The organism is Streptomyces sp. NPDC040589 (assembly GCF_055594445.1).
Genome location: NZ_JBVIWP010000008.1, coordinates 87,039 through 101,036, shown reverse-complemented (window position 1 = coordinate 101,036; position 13,998 = coordinate 87,039). Strand labels below are relative to the sequence as shown.

The 13,998-nt window shown below is 71.5% G+C and carries 14 protein-coding genes and 2 pseudogenes; 7 read left to right on the top strand and 9 right to left on the bottom strand.

The features are described from left to right. Window positions 1-36 precede the first annotated feature (36 nt). Together ACZ58V_RS30490 and ACZ58V_RS30485 are read left to right on the top strand one after the other, a co-directional pair. The gene (locus ACZ58V_RS30490; RefSeq protein WP_471293971.1) at window positions 37-738 is read left to right on the top strand and encodes a PaaI family thioesterase; all 702 of its coding nucleotides are present in this window, start codon (window positions 37-39) and stop codon (window positions 736-738) included. 60 nt (window positions 739-798) lie between these two features. After that, window positions 799-1,884: pseudogene (locus tag ACZ58V_RS30485) on the top strand (pentapeptide repeat-containing protein); the annotation flags it as partial. Window positions 1,885-1,961: 77 nt separating this feature from the next. Here the strand turns inward: ACZ58V_RS30485 and ACZ58V_RS30480 are convergent. The 3 genes from ACZ58V_RS30480 to ACZ58V_RS30470 all read right to left on the bottom strand — a co-directional run bounded on the left by ACZ58V_RS30480 (window position 1,962) and on the right by ACZ58V_RS30470 (window position 4,507). Beyond that, window positions 1,962-3,380, bottom strand: a complete 1,419-nt coding sequence (locus ACZ58V_RS30480; RefSeq protein ID WP_471293968.1) for a DUF2252 domain-containing protein — start codon at window positions 3,378-3,380, stop codon at window positions 1,962-1,964. A 181-nt stretch (window positions 3,381-3,561) separates the two neighbouring features. Further along, entirely contained in the window at window positions 3,562-3,972 is a 411-nt protein-coding gene (locus ACZ58V_RS30475; protein ID WP_468194501.1) for a DUF7144 family membrane protein, read from the bottom strand. Between the two features lie 205 nt (window positions 3,973-4,177). Beyond that, entirely contained in the window at window positions 4,178-4,507 is a 330-nt protein-coding gene (locus tag ACZ58V_RS30470; protein WP_471294298.1) for a putative adhesin, read from the bottom strand. Between the two features lie 21 nt (window positions 4,508-4,528). Between ACZ58V_RS30470 and ACZ58V_RS30465 the strand changes: the two are divergent. Continuing rightward, a pseudogene (locus ACZ58V_RS30465) lies at window positions 4,529-4,717 on the top strand (WCX domain-containing protein); the annotation flags it as partial. Window positions 4,718-4,878: 161 nt separating this feature from the next. On the opposite strand, the gene ACZ58V_RS30460 reads toward ACZ58V_RS30465, so the two are convergent. From ACZ58V_RS30460 to ACZ58V_RS30450, 3 genes are all read right to left on the bottom strand, one after another. Beyond that, window positions 4,879-5,208: an amphi-Trp domain-containing protein gene (locus ACZ58V_RS30460; protein WP_471293966.1), complete on the bottom strand. Its 330-nt coding sequence runs from the start codon at window positions 5,206-5,208 to the stop codon at window positions 4,879-4,881. Window positions 5,209-5,470: 262 nt separating this feature from the next. Next, a complete protein-coding gene (locus tag ACZ58V_RS30455; RefSeq protein WP_468194496.1) occupies window positions 5,471-6,064 on the bottom strand; it encodes a hypothetical protein in 594 nt (197 codons plus the stop codon). 182 nt (window positions 6,065-6,246) lie between these two features. After that, window positions 6,247-7,029 (bottom strand): TetR/AcrR family transcriptional regulator, encoded by a 783-nt coding sequence (locus tag ACZ58V_RS30450; protein ID WP_471293964.1) that lies wholly within the window; start codon window positions 7,027-7,029, stop codon window positions 6,247-6,249. 54 nt (window positions 7,030-7,083) lie between these two features. Here ACZ58V_RS30450 and ACZ58V_RS30445 point away from each other — a divergent pair, with 54 nt between their 5' ends. Together ACZ58V_RS30445 and ACZ58V_RS30440 are read left to right on the top strand one after the other, a co-directional pair. Next, window positions 7,084-8,796, top strand: coding sequence for a CocE/NonD family hydrolase (locus ACZ58V_RS30445; protein ID WP_471293961.1), 1,713 nt, complete (start codon window positions 7,084-7,086; stop codon window positions 8,794-8,796). Window positions 8,797-8,848: 52 nt separating this feature from the next. Beyond that, on the top strand, window positions 8,849-9,463 hold the full coding sequence (locus ACZ58V_RS30440) for a LysE family translocator (RefSeq protein WP_471293958.1): 615 nt from the start codon (window positions 8,849-8,851) through the stop codon (window positions 9,461-9,463). A gap of 27 nt (window positions 9,464-9,490) precedes the next feature. Here the strand turns inward: ACZ58V_RS30440 and ACZ58V_RS30435 are convergent, their stop codons facing one another. Together ACZ58V_RS30435 and ACZ58V_RS30430 are read right to left on the bottom strand one after the other, a co-directional pair. After that, window positions 9,491-9,979, bottom strand: coding sequence for a hypothetical protein (locus ACZ58V_RS30435; protein ID WP_423570460.1), 489 nt, complete (start codon window positions 9,977-9,979; stop codon window positions 9,491-9,493). Between the two features lie 28 nt (window positions 9,980-10,007). After that, the gene (locus tag ACZ58V_RS30430; protein ID WP_471294295.1) at window positions 10,008-11,234 is read right to left on the bottom strand and encodes a M20 metallopeptidase family protein; all 1,227 of its coding nucleotides are present in this window, start codon (window positions 11,232-11,234) and stop codon (window positions 10,008-10,010) included. Window positions 11,235-11,481: 247 nt separating this feature from the next. Between ACZ58V_RS30430 and ACZ58V_RS30425 the strand changes: the two genes are divergently transcribed. Beyond that, window positions 11,482-12,417, top strand: a complete 936-nt coding sequence (locus tag ACZ58V_RS30425) for an aminoglycoside phosphotransferase family protein (RefSeq protein ID WP_471293956.1) — start codon at window positions 11,482-11,484, stop codon at window positions 12,415-12,417. A gap of 157 nt (window positions 12,418-12,574) precedes the next feature. Then, window positions 12,575-13,273, top strand: a complete 699-nt coding sequence (locus ACZ58V_RS30420) for a Crp/Fnr family transcriptional regulator (protein ID WP_468194483.1) — start codon at window positions 12,575-12,577, stop codon at window positions 13,271-13,273. Window positions 13,274-13,314: 41 nt separating this feature from the next. On the opposite strand, the gene ACZ58V_RS30415 is transcribed toward ACZ58V_RS30420, so the two are convergent. After that, window positions 13,315-13,839 carry a Pycsar system effector family protein gene (locus ACZ58V_RS30415; protein WP_471293953.1) on the bottom strand — a complete coding sequence of 175 codons (525 nt, stop codon included), beginning with the start codon at window positions 13,837-13,839 and terminating at the stop codon, window positions 13,315-13,317. Between the last annotated feature and the right edge of the window lie 159 nt (window positions 13,840-13,998).

Here is a 13,998-nt window from a genome sequence, read left to right as displayed (position 1 = left end):
CCCGCACCCCACCAGCCCACCACACCGAGATACCCGATGCACACTTCCCCCACCGACACACCACCCACCGGCACTGCCACCGAACCCACGCGAGCGACAGCCGAGGAACTGGAACACCATAAGGCGGCCATCGCCCGCCTCGGCCACGAACTGCGCGCCCTGGTGGAAGCCACCGTCCGCACCACCGCCTCCCCGGACGCCCTGCACCGCGTGGCGGACGGGGTACGCCAGGTCACCGGCCAGTTGGCTGGGCGACGGCGGTCGCGAGGGGAGATCCCCGAGGTGGACGAGTTCCCCGCGGGAGCGCGGATGTACAGCCCTGTCACCGGGGCCGGGAGCCCGCTGGCCCCGCCCGTGCAGGTGACGCCCACCGATGACGGCCTGGTGGGCCACTGCACGCTCGGCATCGCCCACGAAGGCCCGCCCGGCTACGGCCACGGCGGCATGAGCGCCATGCTCCTGGACGAACTCATGGGGCGCGCCTGCGCGGCAGCCGGGATGCCCGGCCTGACGGTCTCTCTCCAGATGCGCTACCACCGCCCGGTCCCACTGGAAACGCCCCTGCGGATCCTCGCCCGCGTCACCGGCACGGACGACCGCAAGATCTTCGTGAGCGGATCGATAGCCGCCCAGACAGACCCTGACGCGAACCTCGTCACTTCCGACGGGGTCTTCATCGCTCCCGAACCTCACCGCGCTCGCACCCTGTTCCCGGGGCTGCGAGCCGAACCGTCCTGATCGGGTACCGCGACAGCGTGGCGGAGAAAAGGGCACTGTTTCCTGGTATGTCATGAGTGGATGACCGAGCCGTCTGCCGCCGCACGCCTCCGCCGGATCGCACGTCGACGGGCCGCCAGGGATCGTCGACGGCACCGGAGCCACTCCATCGGGCCGGGCGGCGACAGTGGTATCAGCCGACTGACGTGGCTGGCACTCGTGGCGTCCATGCTGCCGGGACTGGCCGCGCTCGTGGCCCTGCTGTTCACGTGGATGTCGGTCGGGCAGACCAACAAGGATCTGCAGATCGCCGAGCAGGGGCAGATCACCAACCGGTTCAACGCCGCGATCACCAACCTGGGATCGGAATCGCTGGATGTGCGCCTAGGGGGTATCTACGCCCTGCAACGCATCATGCAGGACTCCTCTCGAGATCAGCGCACGGTCGTCTCGGTGTTGTCCGCGTTCGTACGCCGGCACGCTGCCGTTCCGGTCAGTGGCTTCAAGCCGGCAGAGGAGTACAGACCCCCTGCCGACGTAGCGGCTGTGGTTTCCGTGCTGGGCAACCGGTCCGCCGGCCGGGAGGCGACCGAAGACGGGAAGCCGCTGTACCGAGTTGATCTGAGCAGTGTGGATCTGCGCGGTCTGGAGCGCGAAGTGGGGCTCACGGAAGGCGGCATGCCCAGACGCGGCAACTTCCGCTTCGCGAACTTCACCGGCGCGGATCTCCGAGACGCGGGCCTCGAGAATTTCGACCTCTCAGGAGCGTCCCTCGACAACGCGAACATGTCCGGCGTGAAGCTGCTGAACGCGGACCTGCGGCACGCGTTTCTCGGGGAGGCCGATCTGTCCGACGCGCGCTTGGGCGCGGCCGACATGACCGGCGCGGATCTCGGCGGAGCGAGCCTTCGCGGCGCGCACCTGAGCAGGGCCGAGGAAACCAACGAGACCCGTGAGGCCGAGTCGAGCGCCACCTTGACCCGCGCGCACCTGATCGGCGCGGACCTGCGCACCGCGGACCTGCGCGGCGTGATCCTGATCGACGCGGACTTGACCGACGCGGACCTGACCGACGCCGACCTGCGCGGCGCGGACCTGAGCAACGCGGACCTGAGCAACGCGGACTTGACCGGGGCGAGGATGTCGGGCGCGAACCTGTCGGGCGCGATCCTCGAGGGCGCACGCGGAGCGCCTGGAGGCTTTCCCGGGCCGACCGAGGTTCCCGGGGGCCGGACCCTGGGCCTTCAGGCCGCCTCGGCCGGGACCCGTCCGGTCCTGATGGCGTCGACCAGGGCCTGGTGGTCCTTCTCGTTCTGGTCCGCGTACAGCTCGGCGAACGTGACCAGCGCGCGGTCGAAGGCGTCGCCGCCGCCCAGGTAGGCGGCGATCGCGATGCGGTCGCCGGAACGGGCGTGGGCGCGGGCCAGGGTGGCACCGCAGAGGCCGCCGAAGAGGGCCATCCTCCTGGGCGACATGTCCTCGGCGACGACGATGCCCTTCCAGTCCCGCAACTGGCGTACGTAGAAGTCCCGTCGCCTGCCGTCGATGCCCTGGACGCGTTCCCAGCCCAGGAAGATGTCACTGGTGGCCTGCATGAGCCGCTGGCCGGCGACGACGCGCTCGCCCTGGTTGCGGAAGTCGCTGCCGCCGATGTAGGGCGCCAGCACCGACTCGTCGGCCTCCTTGGCCTGGAGGAACAGGGGATCCTCGTCGTCCCTGCCGAGCAGGAGGACGATCCAGCAGCGGGTCCCCACACTGCCCACACCGACCACCTTGCGGGCCATGTCGGCGACGCGGTAGCCCCGCAGCAGGAACCGGCGGTCCGTCTGCAGGGTCTGGCCGTAGTGCTCTATCAGGCGGGTGATCTCCGTCTCCAGCGCGCCGCGTTCGGCGTCCGGCAGCAGGTCCTGGAGCCGTGTCAGCAGTGGTGGATCGGGTGCGATCTGCCGCCGCCCGTCGACGACGTGCGTCAGCTTGTCGAAGACCTGCACCGTGTCATGCGCACGGGCCCGCTCCTGGGCGTGCTCCCAGCGACCGCGTTGCCCGGAGGTGAGCGTCCGGCCGAGCTGCCCCTCCAGCTCGTCGGCCTCGTAACGGGTGTACCACACGTCGAGATTGCCCATTCCGGCGAAGCTCCGCATGCGTTCGCGGTAGGCCCCCACTGCCGCGCGCACCACCGTCGCCCGCTCCTTGGCGCTGAAGCCGTTCGCCCGGCCCGCGATGACGAAGCTGGCGGACAACCGCTTGACGTCCCACTCCCACGGACCGGGCAGCGTCTCGTCGAAGTCGTTGATGTCGAACATCAGCCGCCGCTCCGGGGACGCCAGCAGCCGGAAGTTCAGCATGTGCGCGTCGCCGCAGCACTGCACCCTGATACCGGTGCGGGGCGTCTCCGCGAGGTCCGCGGCCATGATGGCGGCGGCCCCGCGGTAGAAGCGGAACGGCGCCTCGCTCATCCTGCCGTAGCGGATCGGTACGAGTTCCGGCACCCGCCTCGCCGACTGGTGCCCGATGATCTCCACCGGGTCCGTGCGCTTGGGCGGGGGCTTGAACTCGCCGTGGCTGGAGCGGGGTACGTCCACGCGTGCGGCCTTGCCGCGGGCGACCCGCTCCTGCGGGGTGAGGTGCCGTGTCTCGTCACCGGAATGGTGGTTCTCGGTCATCGCGGACACGCTCCCTCATCTGGTGGCCGACGCGCAGCGCGTCGGCGGCTCGGCGGCCACAGAGGTCGTGGGTCGTCCAGCATGACGTCGATGAATGGGCATATTCACCCATTTGCCTCAGGCTATCCTCGTACGGTTCCCCCAGCTACCTGGGCCCGATCGTCGCGCGAGCCGTACTCACCTACGTGTCACGCTTGACCACGCACAGCGCCCAGATGACGAAGGCGTACAGCGCGATCAGGGTGATCGACCACACCGGGTAGTACGGGATGGACAGGAAGCTGACGATGAGCAGCAGCCCTGCGATCCCCACCCCGATGACCCTCGCCCACACGGCGGCCGAGAACAGTCCCATGCTCACCAGGACGGCCACGGCTCCGAGGATCAGGTGGATCCAGCCCCAGCTGGTCAGGTCGAACTTGAAGACGTAGTTCGGGGTGGTGACGAAGACGTCGTCATCCGCGATCCCCATGATGCCCCGGAAGATGCCGAGGACACCGCCGATGAAGAGCATCACCGCGGCGAAGGTCACCAGACCGCCCGCGGCCGCACTGGACGATCCCGATCGATGGGGAGTAGCAGTCGTCGCCATGGCCATCCCTCGATTCATCCCGGGGGCCGCAGGCTCGCGGCCCTGCTCGTCCATGCTGCGCCGTTCGGGCGAACGGGGCCATTTCGGGCCGGTGAGGCGCCGAGGTCTCCGAGCCGCGTCTCAGCTGTCTCCGTCCGGCAGCCGGCGCAGTCCCGCTCGCGGAGCGGGGTGGGCGCGGCATGTTGCACGGCGTCTGGGGAATGGGTCACCGCACGTCGCGACAAGCGGCGAAGTGGACCTCCCCCATGCCTGGTTCGAGGAGGGCCGACAGCCGAGTCGCCTCCTCGACCGTCACGGTTCTGCCGGGCCCCGGACCTGTCCCGGGCCCCAGTTCGCCTCGCTCGATCCGCCCGCCGTCCTCATCGGTGAGACCGTGGCCGTGCGGGGTGTGGAAGTGCACCGTCGTTTCTTCGGGGACGGTGATCGTCCCGGCGCCTCCGGTCTGATCGTGGGCACCGTGACCGCCGAGGACCGTGCCGCCGTCGCCCCGTCCTGGTGTCTGATGTGCGTGGCGGTTTCCCGCCGGGTCATCGATCCTGGCTCGTTGCGCCGTGTGCTGAACCCTGCGCGGCGTGCGGAGCTGCTGGACACCGCGCTGGCCGTCCGGGCGGAAGAACCCGACGCGGACGGCTGGCTGCGGCTGAAGGTGACCTTCCAGGACGCACGTCACGCCGAATGGGCGCTGTGGCAGCTCGGCACGGACGCGGAAGCCCTGGCCCCGCAGTCGTTGCGCTCCTCCCTGCGCCAGTCGTTGCGCTCCCCCCCTGCGCCACCGCGATGGCCACCCGCTACGGAGACTCGGGGAAGAGCTGAACACCTGGCGCGGCGACAGGAGACTCAGCCTCGGGCCTCACTGCGGGCGGCGTGGTGGTCGGGCCCGGGTCCTCCGGCGCGGCTCGGCGCGGCTCAGGGCTTCTTCGTAGCCGACCGCGTCGTGTTCTTGGTCTTGCTCGTGCTCGCGCGCTTGGTGGTCCGAGCGGCCTCGGTGGGCGGCTTCTTCCGCTTCGGGGTTGTGGTCGGCCATGTGAGTTCGATTTCCAGCTCGATCTCCCCGTTGTCGATCTCGACCTCCATCTCGCTGCGGAGGTCGTCGGGGATGCGCAGGCTCAGCGTTCCGGGGCCGAGTTCCAGGTCGGCATCGCCACCTTTCCTCAGGGCGGCTGCGAGTGCCGTGAGCTGGTCGGCCGCCTCCAGGCGTGACAGCGAGCGCTTCTGCTCAAACTTGAGATCTGTCATGCGTGTCTCCGATCCGGCACAAAAGGCTGGACAACGTCCATTCTGGTGCCATGTGCGGGATGGGACATCCTCAAGGCCGGGCGAAGCGCCGGAACGCGCTGTGACCTGGGCGCCGGCCGTGTAGGCCATGTCTCCCGAGACGTCGTACGCCTGCGGCTCGAACACGTACGACGTGCAGTCGGAGAAGCTCACGCATCGCGCGCTCCGCCCCGTACCGGGCGGTCCTGACCCCCGCCAGAAGTCGTAGCGGTCGGTCATGCCTTCATCGTGCGCCTGCTGATCGGGGGCCCACTCGGCGGCGCTTCCCGTACGCGACGGTCAGTACGGCCAGCAGCGGGCCCCAGAGGATCAGGGGCGCGTAGCAGGCGTAGAACCAGGCCGTCTCCCAGCCGCCGGTCTCACCGGGGGAGTTGGCGGGCAGGGCGTCGCCGCGGATCGTGGTGCCCAGGATCTGGGTGACGAGGGTCAGGGCGGTACCGAGCGTGAGGATCGTGGCGCCGGTGGCTGACGCGATGACCGTTGCCTTGGCCGGTACCTGACGGCCCCGGAGGAGCGGTATCCAGCGCGGGAACACCTCGCCCCAGGGGGCGATCAGCCCGATCGCCGTGAACGCGAGGGCTTCGGAGAGGAGGGACAGGAAGACGATGTACGCCTGCTCGCCGGGTCCGATCCCGTCGTCCAGTACGGCGGGCAGGCGCCAGATGCCGGAGGGCAGGACGGTCAACGGTACGGCGTAGGCGAGTAGTTGTATGGGGCGAGGGACTCCGGCCGTGGGCTGGTGGGCCGCCTGCCATGCGGTGCGGAGTCGCCCGGGGCGGGGCGCTGTCGGGTTCTCGGCGTTCGGGAGCGGCTGCATGCGCGGTCCTCGGTTCGGGTGGGCTGGTGGCCGGCCGGGTTCCGTCACGAGCGTCGCAGTCGCGGGGGCCGCCGAGGATCGGCCCGTGGGTCCGACTCGGCCCCGCCGTGCGGGGGACGGGGCATGCGCCCAGAGGATGGTGGCGGGGTGCCGGATCCGCTCTGAGGCCGATCCCTTCGGGTTCAGTCCGTGCCGAGGCCGTCGATCAGGCGGTTGAGGAAGCGGGTGAAGGTGGCCTCGGGGGTCAGGGGGCGGGCGGGGGCCGAGAGGGCCTCGGCGAGTTCCGGGTGGTGGCCGTCCGCGGCGACGGTCGCGAGGTAGCGGGCCTCGGCCGCGGCGCGGTCGGGGGAGCCGGCGGCTGCCGCCTGGGTGAGTTCGTGGGTGACGTGTCCGGCGACGAAGGCCGTGAGCTGGGCGAAGACCTCCAATTTGGCCGCGCCGTCCAGGCCCGTGGGGCGCAGGGCGGTGAGGGCGTGTTCCAGGAAGGCCAGGGTGTTGGGGCCGAGGCTGCGGCGGGTGGACAGGGCGGTGGGCAGCCAGGGGTGGCGCAGCATGTTGGCGCGCTGGAGGTGGGCGATGGTCTTCAGGTCGGCGCGCCAGTCGCCGGTGAGAGCGGCCGATGGGGTCAGTTCGCCGCTGACGTGGTCGACCATGAGCTCCAGCAGGGTGTCCTTGTCGGGGGCGTAGCTGTAGAGCGACATGACTCCGGCGCCGACCTGCGCGGCGACGCGCCGCATGGTGACCGCTTCGAGGCCCTCCGCGTCCGCCAGGGCCACCGCGGCCGTCGTGATCGCTTCCCGGCTGAAGGCAGGCCTGCGGCCCCTGCGGGCGCGGGGCTGGGCCTGGGCCTGGGGCTGCTGGTGGTTCAGCCACAGCTGGTGCGGGTCGCGTCCCGGGGTTCCGGACCCGTCCTCACGCGTCACGGTCTTCGTACTCCTGTCACTGAGGGCCGCTGTCGTCGTCATCCAAGCATCCTCTATTCTCGTACAACGTACGGAAAATCGAGGAGGGGACCGACCATGGCTTCACGCACCCACGATCCCGCGGCGAAACCGGCCTGGACGCCGTCCGCACGGAAGCCGCCGCTGTCCTCTCGGATGATGCGGGCGATCTGGCGCGGGCTTCCGGAGAAGCGGTACGACGTCGGGTGGGAGCCGGGGCTGGAGGTGCCGGCCGCCGATGGCAGTCCGTTGGTCACGGACCACTACTTCCCCCGTACGGACACGGACGGCGATCTCCCCACCCTGCTGGTGCGCTCGCCGTACGGCAGGGGTCTGCCCTGGTCCCCGCAGTACGGCATGCTCTTCGCCGAGCAGGGCTTCCATGTGATCCTGCAGAGCTGCCGCGGCACCGGCGGCTCGGGCGGTGTGTTCGATCTGTGGCACAACGAGGCCGCCGACGGCCAGGCCACGGTGGCCTGGCTGCGCGAACAGCCCTGGTTCAACGGGACGCTGGGGACCATCGGCCCCAGCTACCTGGGGTACGTGCAGTGGGCGCTCGCCCTGGACCCGCCGCCGGAGCTGAAGGCGATGGTGGTGCAGGTCGGGCTGCACGACCCGTACGCCCTGTTCTACGCGGACGGCGCCCTGCGGCTGGAGAACGCCCTGCTCGTGGGGCTGGGCATGACGTACCAGCACCAGGGGATCCTGCCGGTCGCCAAGGCGACGCTGCGGCTGCAGCGCCGTATGCGCGACATCGTGACCGCGCGGCCGCTGCGCGGGGCGCATGCCTCTGCCCTCGGGGACGTGCCGTGGCTGGACGACGTGATGACGCACCCGGACGCCGGGGACCCGTACTGGGACGGCGCGTCCCTGGCGCGGGCGGCCGAGGGGCTGAGCGTCCCCACGAGTCTGGTCTCCGGGTGGCACGACGCCCTGGCCGACCAGACCTTCGAGCAGTACGCCCGGCTGCGTGCGGCGGGATGCGACACCGCCCTGCTGGTCGGCCCCTGGACGCATACCTCCGCCATGCAGCAGGGCTGGCCCGAGGTCTTCGCCGAGAGCCTCGCGTGGCTGCGCGCGCACCTGTGCGGCGATCCTTCCGGGCTGCGTCCCACGCGGGTGCGTGCGCACGTCGGCGGCGAGGACGTATGGCGGGACCTCGACGACTGGCCGTCCCTCTCCTCCCCCGTCACCACCTCATGGGTCGCCGCGGCGGACGGGCACCTGGACCGGCGAGCTCTTACGGCTCCCACCGACGGTGCGGAGTCCGCGCCCCTGGCGTCCCTTCGCCACGACCCGGCCGACCCGACGCCGTCCATCGGCGGTCCCCTGCTGTCCCGGACGGCCGGTGCCCGCGACAACAGTGCTCTGGAGGAGCGGGAGGACGTCCTGACGTTCACCAGCCCCCCGCTGGCCGAGCCCGTGGACGTCCTCGGTCCCGTCTCCGCGCGGCTGAGGGTCTCCACGGACACCGGGTACGCCGATGTCTTCAGCCGCCTGTGTGACGTGGACGCGCAAGGGCGCTCCATCAACGTCTGCGACGGGCTGGCCCAGGTGGAGACGGCGGGGGAAGGGCCCTCGGAGGTCACCGTGCGGATGAGCTCCACCGCCTACCGCTTCCCGGCCGGGCACCGGATTCGCTGGCAGATCAGCGGGGGTGCGCATCCGCGGTACGCCCGCAATCCCGGGACCGGCAAGTCGGCGGTGGAGGCCGTCGACTTCACGGCGACACGCGTCACGCTGCACGACGGCTCCGTGCTGTTGCTCCCCGACGGGTCGGGGGCTGTGTGAACACCCGGGCACACGGACAGGCCGCTCGCATGTGAGTGCGAGGATGGCAGACATGTTCGTACAGCTCCTCGCGGCGGTCGGCGTGCTTGCCGTCCTGACGATGGTTCCCGGGCCGGACATGGCGGTCGTGACCAAGCGGGCGGTGGCCTGCGGCTGGTGGGACGGGCTGCGGACGGTCGGCGGCATCACGGCCGGACTGCTGGTGTGGGGTGTACTCACCGTGGTCGGACTGGCGGCCGTCCTGGCGGCGTCCGCCACGGCCTACACCGTCGTCAAGCTGGTCGGGGCCGCGTATCTCGTCGCCCTCGGGGTCCAGTCGCTGCTGGGCAGTCGGAAGAAGCGGACGCCTGAACAAGGGGGAGCGGCGCCGGCCGGGAACCCTTGGCGGACGGGGCTGGTCAGCAACGTCTTCAACCCCAAGATCGCCGTCTTCTACACCGGCCTGCTGCCGACACTCGCGCCCACCGGTGTGTCTCCCCACGCCGGTATGGCACTTCTGGTTCTGCTGCACGCGGGGCTCACCGTCCTGTGGCTCAGTGGCTATGTCGCGCTGCTGTCCAGGGCCCGCGCCTTCTTCGAACGGCCCGCCGTGCGCCGGGCCATGGACCGGGTGACCGGAGTCGTCCTGATCGGCTTCGGCGTCAAGGTCGCGGGGACGCAGCCCTGAGGGTCGGGTCGGTCGGCTCCACCGGTGTCAGCGGCCATCGGAGAGCGCCGTGCCGTCGTCGCTGACGCGCAAGTCCTCCCGCATGCGCGCCCGGAGCAGAGCCAGGGCGTCGTCGTAGCTTCGGCGTCCCTCCAGATACGCCGGCTCGGTGGCCGGCACTCCCTCCATCACCCGGTCACGGAGGTCGCGCAGCCGGCGGAAGGCGTCCTCCGAGGCGTCCACGACGCGGCTGGGCGCGCTGATGGTCATCTGGTACCTGAGTCCGATGCACGGCCCGAACGCCTCGCGGGCGGTGGTGCGGCGCGTCGGGATTTCCATGTCCGGGTCCCGGGCCACGTTGCCGCAGGCGTGACGGGCCTCTGACAGGCGGGCCAGGTACTCCCCGTACAGGGTGCGCCGGGCTTGCGACGCTCGATCCGCCCGCTCGCGCCTCCACCGTTGCCGGTCCAGGAGCATCGCGGAGCCGGTGGCGATCGCCGCGCCGACTATGGTGCTGATCAGGGTGAGCCACTGCATGGAGCGACCGTAGCCACCCGTGAACGTCTCAACGGGCCCGTTCCGCCAGCCACCCCGCCATCGCCCGCACCCCGATGCCGATGGCCCGCTCGTCCGGGGCGAAGTCGGGGAAGTGTGGGTAGCTGGTGGTGACGGGGGTGCCCGGGGTGCGGACGCCGAGGAAGGTGTAGGTGCCGGGGACGCGGTCCAGGTAGAGGGCGTAGTCCTCGCCGCTGAAGGGCGGGAACGCGGCATGGAGGGTGGTGACGGAGTCACGGCCCAGCCGGCGGCGCAGGTGGTGGGCCAGGGCGCGGCCGTCCGGTTCCGGGCAGCGCAGGGCGGGGAACGGCTCGGCGGGGAACCGGACTTCGGTCCCCGGGTAGGGCTCGGCCAGTCGGTGGATGTCCTCGCGTACCTCCGTGTACCGCTCCTCCGGCCAACAGCGGTAGGACACACTCACCTTGGCCTCCTGTGCCGAGGCCCGGACGGCCACGAAGCGGGCCAGCGGGCCGTCGGGGGTCTGGGCGTCGGTGATCATCCGCTCGATGTCCGCGGGTGTCTGAGGGGGCGTCACCGTGGCGAGCGCGCCGATCTCTGCGGCCAGTCGCCGCGCGGCGCCGGGTGCGTCCGGGCCCTGGAGGGTAACCTCCGCCTTGTCCTGGCCCGGCATCCCGTAGCCCGGGGTCACGGCGAACCGACCGACGGGGAAGGGCCCGCAGTGCAGCGCGTGGATCTCCTCGACGCCGGTGCGCTCCAGCACGCCCGCCTCGATCAGGGCGCGGGCTCCGGAAAGGCTCTCCTCGGCGGGCTGGAAGAGGAACACCACCGTGCCGCCCAGGTGCTGCCGCAGCCGTGCCAGGACCTTCGCGACGCCGAGGGCGACGGTGGTGTGGACGTCGTGCCCGCAGAGGTGGGCCGTGTCCCGGCCGCCCCCGACGATGTCCTTGGGCGGTACCGCGTCCATGTCCGCCCGGTACGCGACCGTCCGGCCGGGACGCCCGCCGCGCAGGACGCCGACCACACCGTGACCGCCCACTTTGGTGGTGACGGCCAGCCCGGCCGCCCGCAGCTCCCGGGCGACCACACCGGCGGTACGACGCTCCTCCCCCGGCAGCTCGGGGTGCCGGTGGATGTCCCGCCTGAGCCGGATCAACCCGTCCTCCAGACGCGCCACCTCGGCGTCCACCGGTCCTTGTCCCCCCGGCCCCATCCGCCCACCGGCGGCGGCCGTCCCCGCGGTACCCCACACCGTTCCCGCGCCGGCTGCCGCCGCCATGCCGGCCAGCAGCGTGCGTCGCGCGAGTGCGTTCTTCGTAGGACGCTTCACTGTTCCCGTTCCCCCTGGGTGATCGTCGAGTGGTCGCCCGGCGAGCGGGAGACGCGTCCGTACACGATCACCGCAAGCGCAGGCCGTCGCCCATCCGGTGAGCCACCGCTCGCGGGTGGGGAAGACCCCCGCCCCCTCCCTTCGTGCGCCGGGAATTCCGTTGCCCGGCCCCGGGGGCGTTCGGCACCATTCCGGCATGACCACCTCTCCCCACGCCGACGGCCGGGCCGGGATCGACGCCGCCTTGGTGAGGCGGTTGATCGCCTCGCAGTTCCCGCGGTGGAGCCGGCTGAGCGTGGTGCCGGTCGAGGTCGACGGCTGGGACAACCGGACCTACCGGCTCGGCGGGACGATGACCGTGCGGCTGCCCACCGATGAGGCGTACGTCCCCGCGATCGCCAAGGAAGACCGCTGGCTTCCGGTGCTCGCGCCGTCGCTGCCCGTCCCCGTTCCGCCGATCGTGGCCCGGGGAGAGCCCGGGGAGGGCTATCCCTTCGACTGGTCGATCCGCGGCTGGCTGGACGGTGACCTGGCCCGCCCCGAACGCATCGACGACATGCCGCGCTTCGCGGAGTCGGTGGCCGGGTTCGTGCGCGCGCTGCAGGGCGTCGACGCCACGGGCGGACCAGCCGCCGGAGCGCACAGCTTCTACCGGGGAGCGCCGCCGGCCCACTACGACGGCGAGACCCGCAGGGCCCTGTCAGCCCTCGCCGGGCGGATCGACACCGATCGGGCGGCCGAGGTGTGGGACACGGCGGTGCGGGCGACCTGGGAGGGCTCGCCGGTCTGGTTCCACGGAGACATCGCCGCCAACAACCTGCTGGTCAAGGACGGCCGGTTGACCGCCGTCATCGACTTCGGCACCTCCGGCGTCGGCGACCCGGCCTGCGACCTGGTGATCGCCTGGACGATGTTCTCCGGCGACAGCCGCGAGGCGTTCCGCCGTGCCGTGGGCCAGGACGATCCGGCCTGGGCCCGGGCCCGCGGGTGGGCCCTGTGGAAGGCTCTGATCTGCCTGGCGCAGAACATCGACACGGATATCGATGCCGATGTGGACACCGATGCCGGGCAGGCCGCCGTCCATCGTCGTGTCATCGACGACGTGCTGGCCGATCACGATCGCTCGGCCTGAGCGGCCACGGCCGCCCCAGGCCCCCAGGCCCCCCGGACCCCGGGACCCCCGGCCCCCGGGACCACATCGGGAATACCCACGAGTACGCCACCTACCGGCATCGACAACGGGCAGGATTCAAGTCGAGTGACCGACCGGCCGGGGGGGGGAGCCTGCCATGCCGTACAGCTCCGCGGAGTGGCCCGCGCGCAGTCTGCTGGGGGCGGTGCCGCCGGAAGCGCGCGGTGAGTTGCTCGAACTGGGCGTGCCGGCGCGGTTCGAGGCCGGGAAGGTGCTGCTGAGCGAGGGCGCCCGGGACCGGCATGTGCTGGTGCTGCTGTCCGGCTTCGCCAAGGTGACGGCACGGGTGGAGAACGGCGAGGAGTCCCTGCTCGCGGTTCGGGTCGGCGGGGACAGTGTCGGTGAGATGGCCGCGTTCGACGGTGCGCCGCGCTCTGCCACCGTGACGGCGTGCGGTCCGCTCACCGCGCGGCTGGTGCAACCGGGGCCGCTGCACGCCCTGTTGGTCCGGCGTCCGGAGGTGCATCTGGCGCTCACCGGGATCATCGCCCAACGGCTGCGCTGGGCCAACCGCAGGCGTCTCGACTTCAAGGGCTACCCGGCGAAGGTACGGCTGGCCCGGCTCCTCGTGGAACTCGCCACCTCCTACGGCCGTCCCGGCCAGGGCGGCATGGTGCTCGGCTGCCGGCTGACCCAGCCCGAGCTGGCCGCGCTCACCGGCGCCGCCGAGACCACCGTCCACAAGGGGCTGGCGGAGCTGCGCCGGGACGGGCTGCTGGAGACGGGGTACGGATCCACCGTCATCCGCGACCTGGAACGGCTCAGGGAGATCGGGGACCTCGCTCCCGAAGACTGACCGGACCTCGCTCCGAAGACAGACCCGCCGGGCCGCGCACGTCAGTTCAGCACCGGCCGCAGGACGACCAGCAGGCCCGCGCTCACCCCCATCACCGCCGTACACCCCACCGCCGCCGTCACGCACCGGTACTTGCGCACCGCCACCTGGGACAGGAACCGGATCGTCTGGGACAGCTCCTTGCGCTCCCGGTCCGGGTCGTCGTCGCCACCGTCGCGGGCGGGCAGGATGTCGGGGCCCGAGGCGAGGTGGACGAAGCTGTAGCGGTTGGCGCCGGCGGGGCGCAGCACCCGGGGGCGCAGGGTGGCGGCCAGGAAGCCCGCGCCGCCGAACATCGCGCAGAGGAACAGGGCGAGCAGGGTGGCCGCGAGTATGCCCGCCGGGCCGCCCGCGGACGCGGAGCGCAGGGCCGGAGGGGACCAGTAGCCGGCCGTGCCGACGAGGGCGGCCTGGGCGGCGGCGAGGATCCCGGCCTTGGTGTCGGCGTGCTGGTGGGTGGTCTGCAAGGCGGTGAACATGAACTGCGCGGGACGGCTGTCGGGGCGGGTACCGGTGGACGACGGCATGCTGCTCCTTCTGGGGCCGACGGTCTGTTCCATGCCTCCAGTACGCCCCGGAACCGGTCACGGAACCCGGGATTTCTGCGGGATTGGGGACGTCGATCGGCCACCGTCCGCACCAACTTCCCGAACCCGTCCGTAACGTGCGGCCACCGCTGTATGTTT

Excerpts from the sequence above, each read along its gene's own strand:
- ACZ58V_RS30480 (WP_471293968.1), bottom strand. The coding sequence starts at position 3,380 with ATGACCGAGAACCACCATTCCGGTGACGAGACACGGCACCTCACCCCG.
- ACZ58V_RS30430 (WP_471294295.1), bottom strand. The coding sequence starts at position 11,234 with ATGGCGGCGGCAGCCGGCGCGGGAACGGTGTGGGGTACCGCGGGGACG.
- ACZ58V_RS30440 (WP_471293958.1), top strand. The coding sequence starts at position 8,849 with ATGTTCGTACAGCTCCTCGCGGCGGTCGGCGTGCTTGCCGTCCTGACG.
- ACZ58V_RS30455 (WP_468194496.1), bottom strand. The coding sequence starts at position 6,064 with ATGCAGCCGCTCCCGAACGCCGAGAACCCGACAGCGCCCCGCCCCGGG.
- ACZ58V_RS30460 (WP_471293966.1), bottom strand. The coding sequence starts at position 5,208 with ATGACAGATCTCAAGTTTGAGCAGAAGCGCTCGCTGTCACGCCTGGAG.
- ACZ58V_RS30415 (WP_471293953.1), bottom strand. The coding sequence starts at position 13,839 with ATGCCGTCGTCCACCGGTACCCGCCCCGACAGCCGTCCCGCGCAGTTC.
- ACZ58V_RS30490 (WP_471293971.1), top strand. The coding sequence starts at position 37 with ATGCACACTTCCCCCACCGACACACCACCCACCGGCACTGCCACCGAA.
- ACZ58V_RS30475 (WP_468194501.1), bottom strand. The coding sequence starts at position 3,972 with ATGGCGACGACTGCTACTCCCCATCGATCGGGATCGTCCAGTGCGGCC.
- ACZ58V_RS30420 (WP_468194483.1), top strand. The coding sequence starts at position 12,575 with ATGCCGTACAGCTCCGCGGAGTGGCCCGCGCGCAGTCTGCTGGGGGCG.
- ACZ58V_RS30435 (WP_423570460.1), bottom strand. The coding sequence starts at position 9,979 with ATGCAGTGGCTCACCCTGATCAGCACCATAGTCGGCGCGGCGATCGCC.
- ACZ58V_RS30445 (WP_471293961.1), top strand. The coding sequence starts at position 7,084 with ATGGCTTCACGCACCCACGATCCCGCGGCGAAACCGGCCTGGACGCCG.
- ACZ58V_RS30450 (WP_471293964.1), bottom strand. The coding sequence starts at position 7,029 with ATGACGACGACAGCGGCCCTCAGTGACAGGAGTACGAAGACCGTGACG.
- ACZ58V_RS30425 (WP_471293956.1), top strand. The coding sequence starts at position 11,482 with ATGACCACCTCTCCCCACGCCGACGGCCGGGCCGGGATCGACGCCGCC.